Below are 9868 nucleotides of genomic sequence, written 5' to 3' on the forward strand. Positions count from 1 at the left end.
CCGTCGCGGCGTCCGCCCCTCACGTGAGGCGGACGCCGCGACGGTCCTCGACTACCTGCCGCCTACAGTGAGGCAGTGAGGTCCCTCGTCGTCGACACGACGCCCCTGCGGATCAGTCCCGCGTTCCGCAGGCTGTGGTGGGGGCTGTCGGTCTCCAACCTCGGCACGCAGCTGACGGTCGTCGCCGTGGGGCTGCAGGTCTACGACATCACCGGCTCGACCCTGTCCGTCGGGGTGCTGGGGATGTTCGCGTTCGTCCCGCTCGTGATCTTCGGGCTGTACGGCGGGGCGATCGTCGACCACTACGACCGCCGTCAGGTCGCGCTCGTCGCGAGCCTCGTGTCCTGGGCCGCGATCATGGTGCTCGCCGTGCAGGGCTGGTTCGGGAACGAGCACGTCGGGCTGCTGTACGGGCTGACCGCCGTGCAGTCCGCAGCCAACGCGGTGAACTCCCCGGCGCGGTCCGCGATCATCCCGCGCCTGCTCGAGCCGCGGCTCATGCCCGCCGCCAACGCGCTGCAGGCCATCGGCTTCCAGACCGCGCTGACGGTCGGCCCGCTCGCCGGCGCAGCGCTCGCGTCCATCGACTTCGGCCTCGCCTACACCGTCGACGCGGTGCTGTTCACCGCCGCGCTCGTCGCGGTGTTCCGGCTCCCGCCCGTCCCGCCCGAGCCCTCCGACACCCGCCGCGCGCGCGTCGGCCTCGGCTCGGTCGTCGACGGCCTGCGCTACCTCGGCACCCAGCCGAACGTGCGCATGACGTTCCTCGTGGACCTGTGCGCGATGGTCCTGGCCATGCCGCGCGTCGTGTTCCCCGCCGTCGGCATCTGGTACCTCGGCGGCGGCGCGACCACCACCGGCATCCTCACCGCCGCGCTCGCGGTCGGCGCCGTGACGTCCGGCCTGCTGTCCGGCGGGCTCGCGCGCGTGCGGTGGCAGGGGCGCGTCATCACGTGGGCCATCACGGGGTGGGCCGCGTCGGTGGCGGCGTTCGGGCTGGTGCTCGTGGTCGTCGGGCGGGATCGTCCGGAGAACGTGCTGTGGGGGGCGCTCGCGATCGCGTGCCTCACCCTGATCGCCGCGGGCGCGTCCGACGAGGTCAGCGCCATCTTCCGGCAGACGATCCTGCAGACCGCGACGCCCGACGACATGCGCGGGCGGCTGCAGGGCGTGTTCATCGTCGTCGTCGCGGGCGGGCCGCGGCTCGGCGACATGTTCATCGGGTCCGTGTCCACGGTCGTCGGTGAGGGCTGGGCCGTGGTCATCGGCGGCGTCCTGTGCGCGAGCGTCCTGTGGCTGCTGGTCCGCACCCAACGCACGTTCTGGCGCTACGACGCCCGCGCCACCCTGACCACGCTCACGTAGGTCGCCCCGGGAGCTCGGTCCACGGCGGTCCGTGCGCTCGTGCCGTGACACCGAGGCACGGGTGTCAGGTCAGGCGCTCCGTGAGGTGGACCGTGACGTCGTCGCCCACGGCCTTGCCGAGCTTCTTGCGGAGCTTCGCGCTGATCGAGAGCATGTGCCCGCCCGAGCCGGTCGGCATCAGCCCGGCCGTCACGGGCTCGCCGTCGACCGTCGCGACGACCTTGACCGCCTTGCCGGTCCCGAACAGCTCGACCGAGCCGGGGACCTCGACGCACGACCACACGTCGTCCTTTACCGTGACGCCGATCGGCGCGGAGAACGTCAGGTCGACAGGACCGGGGCTCGTGCTCATGGTGTCTCCTCCATCTGGCCGGGCTGGCTCGCCCTCGACCCTATGGGGGCGTGTCGGCGGCGCAGGCCGGCCGTGAGCCGGCGTGCGCCGTCGTCGGTCCGTCTGGGCCGGGTTCGGAGTGTGAGCCCGCCGACGACCGTGCGGGCCAGGGTGCCCGCCTCTCCGTCCGACGTAGGGGTGGTGCTCTCCGTCTGCGAGCCTCCGGGCTCCGTAAGGTCAATCAGCTGCTCGTCGTCGCCCTCCGGGATGTCGTCGGGCAAGGGCTCCGCCTCCGGGTCATCCGGAGGCTCCACGACCTGGGCGGACACCACCTCTGCGTCCTGCAGCTCCGGCACACCCAGACCCGCCACCACCGCGGCCAGGTTCTCTGTCCGCGCCTCCAGCGAGTCGACCACCTCGTCGTCCGCACCCGCCAGTGCCGGGTCCAACAAGAGCGCGAACGTCACGGCAGCCGCCACGGTGCGCGAGGGTGTACCAATGCGGGTGATCGTCGAGCCTGGTGGCGAGGGCATCATCACCGGATTCCCGCTGCCATGACGGGAGAAGCGATGGACCCGAGCGTTGTGATCGGCGAGTTGAGACGGGCGCTTGAAGGTGCAGGCGGTCTGCCTGCGAGCGATGTTGACTCGATTGCGGTCTTGATCAATGCTGGCGAGTGGCGGCTTGCGCTCGAGACGCTCTGCACCCAAACGTATGAGTACGACGTTGAGGTGAGTGAGGAGCAGCGAGCGCTCCTGGGCCGTCTCGGGCGGGTACTCGACGTGCCGACGGGTTACCTGCTCGGGGACCCGTGGGCGCCCGCACCGGGTGAGCCGTGACGACGCTGAACATCGACGCGACCGTCGCGGCCGAGGCGGCCGTTGAGCCAGGGACTGCCTGCGGCCGGAGGGGCACGAGGTCCGCGTCCCGCGCCCCCCAAGCCAGATGGTCGGGCTGGGTCCCTTCGCTGATGGCCGCACTCCTGGCCATCGTGTCCGTCATCTTCGGTTCGGCACCCGCGTCGGCCGCTCCGGCTCCCTGCAGCTACGACACCGTCGCCTACACCTACGACGCGACGGCACGTTTGTCGGCTCCGTACGCGCTGGTCGAGGCGGGGACGGGCTGCCCTGCGGGGTCGGGCGCCGCGTCCTGGGTGAGCCCTGTCTCGTCCGGGCGGTTCGGTGTTGCCGCAAACACCGCGGCTGACGTGGCGCGTCCCCTGTCGCAGGTCGAAGCGAGGACACTGACTGATGCTCTGCGTCCGGACAAGCTGTCTCACGTGTTCGACCCGAAGCACAACTTCGGACCTCTCGTCGAGACCTATGGGAGCGAGGCCGGGGCCATGGAACAGATAGTTCGACGCCTGGATGGAGCCGGCCTGCTGAGTTCAGGAGTCTTCGAGGTGACGACGCAGGTCGGCGGCCAAAGCGTGGTCGTCCGCGGTGCGGTGGTCAATGGAGTGGCCCGGATCGGGACGGCGTTCACGCCATGAGCGATCAGCGCTTCATCGACGTGGCCCCGGCGGCGTACGCCGCGCTCGGCCCGGTGCTCGCTTCGCTCGGCGGGGAGACGGCCAGGGTCCTGGATGCCCAGGCCCGCCGGGCCCTCGTGATCCGCGACGTGCCGGGTCGGATGATTGATCTTGAGGTCCCCGTGGGTAGTCAGCCATGTGATTGCAGCGATGGCCCCCTTCCCGTTCGTGCTGCGGTCGTCCGACAGGGTGGCCAGCTCGTCGGTGAGTTGCTCGTGTGGGTGAGGGACGGCTGGCTGGTCGGTCTCGAGCAGGCCTGGTTCACCGACGAGCCCCCTGAGCGCTGGCCATTGGGTGAGGAGTTGGTCTTCCAGTGACAGGCCGCGCCGTGCGGAGAATCTGGGTCGGCGCGCCCGCATTGCTCACCACTCTGCTGGTCGCGACTGTCGGCGTCCTCGCACTAGTCGTCGGCTTGGTGGGCGCCCAACCGGCTTCGGCCGCGACTGCGACCTACCCCTACGACATCACCGCCTACGCCTACGACGCGCCCGCGCGTTTGTCGCCGCCGCACTCAGTGGCGGCGGGCGCGCGGGGTTCGCCTGAGCGGCCAGGAGTCACCTCGTGGGTGAGCTCTGCGCTGTCCGGCGGCCGCGGTGTTGCCGCAAACACCGCAGGCGATGTCCCAAACAGCGGTGTTCAGCAGAAGCCGGGCGCCGGGCATCGAGCAGAACTTCGACGATGCCGTTTCCAACGGCGCGCCTACCGTTCTCGGGACATCAGCATCGCGACGGTGCCGTGCCAGACCTGGATCCCGCGGCCGAGCGTCGGGGCTGCTGCACGAGTAGGTGACAGTCGGTCTCAGGCGGCGAGTGCGACCTGAGTGGTCATGATGGTCTCAAACTCGATCGGTGTCAGCCGGCCGAGTCGGGCTTGGCGTCGGCGGCGGTGGTAGGTCCTTTCGATCCAGGTAACGATGGCGATCCGTAGGTCCTCGCGAGTGGTCCAGCGGCGCCGGTTCAGCACGTTGTTCTGCAGCAACGAGAAGAAGGACTCCATGGCGGCGTTGTCGCCCGCGGAGGCGACCTGGCCCATGGACCCGAGCAGGTCATGACGGGCCAGGACGCGGGCCACCTTCCGGCTTCGAAACTGGCTGCCCCTGTCCGAATGCACCACGCACCCGGCGACGTCCTGGCGCCGCTGAACGGCGCTGACCAGCGCGTTCACCGCGATCTGAGACGTCATCCGGTCGCTGATCGAGTAGCCGACGATCCGGTTGGAGAACACGTCCTTGATCGCGCAGAGGTAGACCTTGCCCTCGGACGTGGGGTGCTCGGTGATGTCCCAGAGCCACAACCGGTTCGGCGCGTCGGCCCGGAACCGGCGCAGCACGAGGTCGTCATGGGCCGGCGGCCCGGCCTTCTTGCCGCCCCTGGCCGGCTTCTTGCCGAACGCCGACCACCAGCCGTTGCCCGAGCAGATCCGCCACACCCGCCGGTCACACGCCAAGTGCCCGGCTCGGGCGGCCTCGTCGGCCAGCAGCCGGTAGCCGAACTCCGGGTCGTCGCGGTGGGCGTCGAACAACGCGTTGGACAGGTGCGCCTCGTCGAGTTCACGGGCACCGACCGGCGCGGCGAGCCATCGGTAGTAGGGCTGTCTGGCGAGCTTGAGGACCCGGCACGTCACCGCGACGGGCACCCCGTCGCCGGCGAGTTCACTCACGAGCGGGTAGAGCCTTTTCCCGGCAGGTGCGCCTGAGACAAGTACGCCGCGGCGCGGCGCAGCACCTCATTCTCCTGCTCCAGCAGCCGGATCCGCCGGTGCGCCTCGCGCAGTTCAGCGGACTCGGTCCGGGTCACGCCGGGACGGTTGCCGTCGGCGACATCGGCGTCACGCAGCCAGTTGCGCAGGCACGACTCGGCGATCCCGAAGTCGGCTGCGACCTGCTTGATCGGAGCATCCCCGCGGCGAGCCACGGCCACGACGTCGTCGCGGAACTCCTGGGGATAGGGCCTGGGCACGGTGCACATCCTTCCAGCGGCGCCTCCGGCGCCACAGGCGGGTGACCTGCCCCACGGTTCGGTTACCAGTTCGGGTCTGGTGGTTCGGGCTTCTCACGAGAGAAGGTCTGAACCATGCCGAAGCCGTATCCGGCCGAGTTCCGCACCCGAGCGATCGCGCTCGTGCGGGCCGGCAAGCCCGCGACCGCCGTTGCTGGTGATCTCGGGATCAGCGGCAGCTGTCTGCAGAACTGGCTGCGTCAGGATCGCATCGACCGCGGCGAGATCGAGGGCGTCCCGCGCACGGAGAGCGCCGAGTTGCGACGGGCGCGGGCCCGGGTCCGCGAGCTCGAGCGTGAGGTGGAGATCTTGCGGGTCGCCTCCAAGCTGCTCGGACAGGAGGCCCCACACCCAAAAGAGTCCACCCGGTGATCGACACCCTCGTCGCCGCCGGGCATCCCGTCCTGACCTGCTGCCGCATCCTGGGCGTCAGCAAGCCGGGCTATTACCGATACCGCAACCGACCGACTTCACAGACCCAGCTGCGCCGTCAGTGGCTGACCGGCCTGATCCGTGAGGTTCATGTCGCCTCCCGAGGCACCTACGGTTACCGACGGGTGCATGCCGAGCTGACCATGGCGATGGACGTGACCGTCAGCTCACGGCTGGTGTTCATGCTCATGCACGACGCCGGGGTCTACGGGTTGCCCGGACCCGCCCGCGTCAAACGCCTGCGGGGTGTCGTGACCGCCGGTGACCTGGTGAACCGCAAGTTCCACCGGGTGCGACCCAACGAGCTGTGGGTCACCGACATCACCGAGCACCCCACCCGTGAAGGCAAGCTCTACTGCTGCTGCGTGCTGGACGCCTACAGCCGCAGGATCATCGGCTGGTCGATCGACTCCACCCAGGACACCCGACTGGTGATCAACGCGCTCGACATGGCGATCAGCAACCGCGACCCAGCGCCCGGCGGGATCGTGCACGCCGATCACGGCGCCCAGTTCACCTCCTGGGCGTTCGGCGACAGGATCCGCCGGGCCGGGCTCATGCCCTCGTTTGGATCCGTCGGCGACGGCCTGGACAACGCGATGATGGAGTCCTTCTGGTCCTCCATGCAGATCGAGCTGCTCGACCGACAACGCTGGAACTCCCGGGTCGAGCTCGCGAACGCGATCTTCGAGTACATCGAGATCTTCCATAACCGCCGCCGACGCCACTCCAGCCTGGGCTACCTCAGCCCGATCGAGTTCGAACTACGCTCCAAATCGCCAGCCATCCCCGCCTGACCACCACACCGATAGTGGTAACCAGGCCGTGGGGCAGGTCACGGTGTCAACCGACCCTGCAGCAGTCCCCAGTACTCCGGTACGGATCTCGACATCACGTACTCCTACGACGACGCGGGAACCTGATCTCCGCGTTCGACGTGCCGTCGAACAAGGCTGCGACCCTTGCTCCGGACAGGCAGTGCTTCCGGTACGACGGGCTGCGGCGCCTGACCGAGGCGTTCACGGTCAAGGACTCGAGCTGCCCTCGCGATAGCTGCCGGGGCCACGGCGGCAGTCTCCTTCGGCAACAACTGGGCGATCCAGGAGCAGCCTGCCGGGCAGGCAGCACTTGGTGCCGCGGTCGACGGCGCCCTCATGTTCGCTGGCGGAACCCTCGGCCTCAAGGCCGCTGAGAGCTTCGCCGCAGCCAGAAGCCTGGCATCATCCGGAGTTGGCTCAGGTGCAACTGCCGGCACCCTGGCGGGAACGGGTCGGAGCGCAGCTGAGGCGGCGCTCGGCGCGAGGGCGAATGCACTTCATAGCGCTCTCGATCCGATTGCGCAGAACTCCCGGACGACAGCTGCGCTGAGCACTCGCCAAGGGACCACGGTCTTGGCGGGAGGTGGCCGTGACCTGAGCCCGGCTCAGCGTGCGCTGGCGAGGGCTGGTGAGATAGTTGTCCGGAATCCTGGTGCTCACGCCGAAGTCACCGCGGTACGTGGAGCGCAGGGTGCTGGCCTTGCTCCCCAAGGGATCGGTGTGTCCCGGCCAATCTGCCAGGCATGCCAGGCTTTCCTCGAAGAGTCAGGAGCGACCCTTACCAGTCCGACTACGGCATGGTGGTTTGGAGGATGAGCGTGCTGGAGTACGACGAGCAGGCGATCCTTCGGCGCCTGGCTGTTCTGGACCGGAGTTCGAAAACGGTGTTCGCGGCGTCGTGCGCAGAGCGGCTGTCTGGCCTTTTCGATCGGTACGCGAGGGTGGCCGGAGCGCCAGAGCTCGCTCTCAGGTTGAGGGCAGTGATCGATGCGGCATGGGGTGCCGCATCGGGGGCCTTCGTCGACGCTGGCAGTCTTCAGGCGGAGGCGGAGGGTATGGTCCCCCAGGACGCTGACGACTGGGTTCTGGAAGCTGGATACGGCCAGAACGCCGCTGCCGCCGCCGCGTACGCGATGCGCACTTGGATGACGGACGCGCCACAGGAGGCTGCCTGGGCGGCACGCCAGGTATATGAGCTTGCCGACTACGCCGCTCTCAATGGCGATCCTGGACTGGATCCAGGCGGCCTGGTCCCCGAGAGGCAAGTCCTGGAGTCGGAAGCGGTTCAGCGGGCTCTTTGGGCAATCGCCCATTCTCTCGACCTTGTCGAGGCAGGACGGCCAAGCTGGGGGCAGCTCCGACTCGAGGCGGAGACGGACTGCGCGCAGTGGGCGGCTGAGTTTCCGTAAGTGGCTCTGAACCGCCCCGGCTTTAGTGGAGGCTCGGTTCTCTGGTTTCCAGCGTCGTCGACGTCGGGTTCTGACGGTAGTAGTTGGCCTCCTGCTCGGCCGGTGGAATGTCGCCGAGCTCGGTGTGCAGACGTCGGTTGTTGAACCAGTCGACGTACTCGAGCGTGGCGATCTCGACGTCGTCCAGGGTCCGCCACGGGCCCCTGCGGCGGACCAGCTCGTTCTTGAACAGCCCGATCGTGGACTCGGCCATCGCGTTGTCATACGCATCGGCGACAGTCCCGATCGAGGCTCGCATGCCCATGGCGGCGAGCCGTTCGGTCAGTGCCAGGGAGACGTATTGGGCTCCCGCGTCGCTGTGATGGATCAGACCGGACAGGTCGCTGACCCCGGCGCGGCCGCGCGCCCAGACAGCCATCTCGAGGGTGTCGGTGACCAGGTCGGCGCGCATGCGGGTGTCGGCCTTCCAGCCCACGATCATGCGCGAGAACACGTCGATGACGAACGCGACGTAGCTGAAGCCGGCCCACGTGCGCACGTAGGTGAAGTCAGCGACCCACAGCTGGTTCGGCGCCGTCGCGGTGAAGGCGCGGTTGACCAGATCGCCCGCGCGGGTCCCGTCCTTTCCCGGGATCGTGGTGCGCTTGGCCCGCCCGCGGACAACTCCGTGCAGGTCAGCGGCGCGCATGAGTCTCTCGACGGTGCACCGCCCGACCGGATGACCGAGCCGGTGCAGGTGCTTCCACATCTTCCGAGCCCCGTAGACGCCGTAGTTCGCGGCGTGCTCGACGGCGATGACCTCGGTCAGCTCCGCGTCAGCGACCGACCGCGCCGAGGGCGGACGAACCTTGGCGGCGTAGTAGGTGCTGGGGGCGACCTGCAGTTCCCTGCAGATCGGCTCGACCCCGAACTCGGTGCGGTGGTCGTCGATGAACGCCACTACCTGGTCGACGGGCGGTCGAGCTCCGCCGCGAAGAAAGCCGACGCACTGCGCAAGATCGCATTCGAGCGCCGCAGCTCACGGACCTCGCGCTCAAGCTCGGCAAGACGCTGGGCGTCCGACGTCGTCGTGCCCGGCCGCTCACCGGCGTCGACCTCAGCCTGGGTCACCCAGTTCCGCAGCGTCTCCGCGTTGATGCCCAACTGCTGGCCGACCCGGGCCAGCGCGCCCTTGCGCGTGGCCGGGTCACGCCGCAGATCGACCGCCATGCGGATCGCCCGCTCCCGAAGCTCGTCCGGGTACTTCGTCGGTGCTGCCATGACTCTCATCCTCCGTGGATTGAGAGCCTCCATGGAAGCCGGGGCGGTTCAGTACGGCAGCGGAGTCGCAAGTTGCGGGCCGGGCGTGGGTCGGCGAAGGTGCGCGCATGGCGAGCGACGGGAAGACACTGCTGAGTAGAGATGGTCTGCGGCAATGGAGGCCGCCGAGCTTCAAGCCCGGGTGGCAAGGAGGGACTTGGCAGTCGAACTTTGAGTCGCGGTGGGTTCCCAGCGGGCGGTGGAAGACGAACGGCCACCTTGACATTACGGACCTGCCATGAGAGCCGCGCTCCGGTCCGTCTCCTCGAGCGATGTGGACGATCTGGCCGGCTGGCGGCCAGCAACTGGCGTGTTCGCGATCCCTATCCGCCTCATGATCGGGCCCGCCGATGCCCCCGGTGAGGAGTCGTTCGACCTCACCGTGTGCTCGGCACTCTGGCTCGGCCAGCAAGTCGAGGACACCCCGGTGTTCGACCCGCGTCATTATCTCGTCGTGGGTGAGTTTCACTGGCCGACCGTGCGCCGCTACCTGGAATGGCGGGTTGAGCGATGCGTTGGCGCGACCTGGGAAGCTGTCGCCCGGCAGCTGAGCCGCTTCGCGTTCTGGGAGTTTGAGGACTACTCGTAGGCGCTTCCTGCTCGAGCTCTTGGCAAGAGTCAGATCGTGCTCGCCCGTATGGCGCGTTCAGTGGCCGACGGTGATGAGGCCTGATTCGTAGGCGGCC

Annotated in this window: 11 protein-coding genes and 1 other annotated feature; of the genes, 7 read left to right on the forward strand and 4 right to left on the reverse strand. The window is 68.7% G+C overall.

The genetic code is table 11. From position 1 onward, the window contains the following. Positions 1-75 precede the first annotated feature (75 nt). Entirely contained in the window at positions 76-1365 is a 1290-nt protein-coding gene (locus CGE01nite_RS16310; protein WP_141371729.1) for an MFS transporter, read from the forward strand. Between the two features lie 64 nt (positions 1366-1429). On the opposite strand, the gene CGE01nite_RS16315 is transcribed toward CGE01nite_RS16310, so the two are convergent. Continuing rightward, positions 1430-1717, reverse strand: coding sequence for a DUF1905 domain-containing protein (locus CGE01nite_RS16315; RefSeq protein ID WP_048343296.1), 288 nt, complete (start codon positions 1715-1717; stop codon positions 1430-1432). Next, entirely contained in the window at positions 1714-2163 is a 450-nt protein-coding gene (locus tag CGE01nite_RS16320; protein WP_141371730.1) for a hypothetical protein, read from the reverse strand. The genes CGE01nite_RS16315 and CGE01nite_RS16320 overlap by 4 nt, the downstream gene beginning before the upstream one ends. 102 nt (positions 2164-2265) lie before the next feature. Here CGE01nite_RS16320 and CGE01nite_RS16325 point away from each other — a divergent pair, with 102 nt between their 5' ends. The 3 genes from CGE01nite_RS16325 to CGE01nite_RS16335 all read left to right on the forward strand — a co-directional run bounded on the left by CGE01nite_RS16325 (position 2266) and on the right by CGE01nite_RS16335 (position 3544). Beyond that, on the forward strand, positions 2266-2535 hold the full coding sequence (locus CGE01nite_RS16325) for a MafI family immunity protein (RefSeq protein WP_170211006.1): 270 nt from the start codon (positions 2266-2268) through the stop codon (positions 2533-2535). Between the two features lie 131 nt (positions 2536-2666). Beyond that, the gene (locus CGE01nite_RS16330) at positions 2667-3188 is read left to right on the forward strand and encodes a hypothetical protein (protein ID WP_141371732.1); all 522 of its coding nucleotides are present in this window, start codon (positions 2667-2669) and stop codon (positions 3186-3188) included. Continuing rightward, the gene (locus CGE01nite_RS16335; RefSeq protein ID WP_141371733.1) at positions 3185-3544 is read left to right on the forward strand and encodes a hypothetical protein; all 360 of its coding nucleotides are present in this window, start codon (positions 3185-3187) and stop codon (positions 3542-3544) included. Before CGE01nite_RS16330 ends, CGE01nite_RS16335 begins: the two co-directional genes overlap by 4 nt. A gap of 481 nt (positions 3545-4025) precedes the next feature. On the opposite strand, the gene CGE01nite_RS16340 is transcribed toward CGE01nite_RS16335, so the two are convergent. Continuing rightward, positions 4026-5185 (reverse strand): IS3 family transposase gene (locus tag CGE01nite_RS16340; RefSeq protein ID WP_141371734.1). Its coding sequence is split into 2 segments (ribosomal slippage): positions 4026-4904 and positions 4907-5185, totalling 1158 coding nucleotides; the frame shifts between segments, so codons are not numbered across the junction. 114 nt (positions 5186-5299) lie between these two features. On the opposite strand from CGE01nite_RS16340, the gene CGE01nite_RS16345 reads away from it, so the two are divergent. Both CGE01nite_RS16345 and CGE01nite_RS16350 read left to right on the forward strand, forming a co-directional pair. After that, positions 5300-6453, forward strand: a protein-coding gene (locus CGE01nite_RS16345; RefSeq protein WP_371857599.1) for an IS3 family transposase whose coding sequence is annotated in 2 segments (ribosomal slippage) — positions 5300-5555 and positions 5555-6453 — 1155 coding nt in all. Because the reading frame shifts where the segments join, the coding sequence is not laid out codon by codon here. Positions 6454-7286: 833 nt separating this feature from the next. After that, entirely contained in the window at positions 7287-7883 is a 597-nt protein-coding gene (locus CGE01nite_RS16350) for a DUF416 family protein (protein ID WP_141371735.1), read from the forward strand. 22 nt (positions 7884-7905) lie between these two features. Here CGE01nite_RS16350 and CGE01nite_RS16355 read toward each other — a convergent pair. Then, positions 7906-9143 (reverse strand): IS3 family transposase gene (locus CGE01nite_RS16355; protein ID WP_229747309.1). Its coding sequence is split into 2 segments (ribosomal slippage): positions 7906-8864 and positions 8864-9143, totalling 1239 coding nucleotides; the frame shifts between segments, so codons are not numbered across the junction. Continuing rightward, positions 8752-8865, reverse strand: a sequence feature (AL1L pseudoknot). It overlaps the preceding gene by 114 nt. A gap of 277 nt (positions 9144-9420) precedes the next feature. On the opposite strand from CGE01nite_RS16355, the gene CGE01nite_RS16360 reads away from it, so the two are divergent. After that, positions 9421-9771 (forward strand): Imm8 family immunity protein, encoded by a 351-nt coding sequence (locus CGE01nite_RS16360; RefSeq protein ID WP_082156362.1) that lies wholly within the window; start codon positions 9421-9423, stop codon positions 9769-9771. Positions 9772-9868 lie beyond the last annotated feature (97 nt).

Origin of the sequence: Cellulomonas gelida, assembly GCF_006538725.1 — a bacterium.
In the GTDB taxonomy this organism is placed as follows: Bacteria; Actinomycetota; Actinomycetes; order Actinomycetales; family Cellulomonadaceae; genus Cellulomonas; species Cellulomonas gelida.

Coding starts and splice junctions, on each gene's coding strand:
- CGE01nite_RS16315 (WP_048343296.1), bottom strand. CDS start 1,717: ATGAGCACGAGCCCCGGTCCTGTCGACCTGACGTTCTCCGCGCCGATC.
- CGE01nite_RS16325 (WP_170211006.1), top strand. CDS start 2,266: ATGGACCCGAGCGTTGTGATCGGCGAGTTGAGACGGGCGCTTGAAGGT.
- CGE01nite_RS16330 (WP_141371732.1), top strand. CDS start 2,667: ATGGCCGCACTCCTGGCCATCGTGTCCGTCATCTTCGGTTCGGCACCC.
- CGE01nite_RS16335 (WP_141371733.1), top strand. CDS start 3,185: ATGAGCGATCAGCGCTTCATCGACGTGGCCCCGGCGGCGTACGCCGCG.
- CGE01nite_RS16350 (WP_141371735.1), top strand. CDS start 7,287: ATGAGCGTGCTGGAGTACGACGAGCAGGCGATCCTTCGGCGCCTGGCT.
- CGE01nite_RS16360 (WP_082156362.1), top strand. CDS start 9,421: ATGAGAGCCGCGCTCCGGTCCGTCTCCTCGAGCGATGTGGACGATCTG.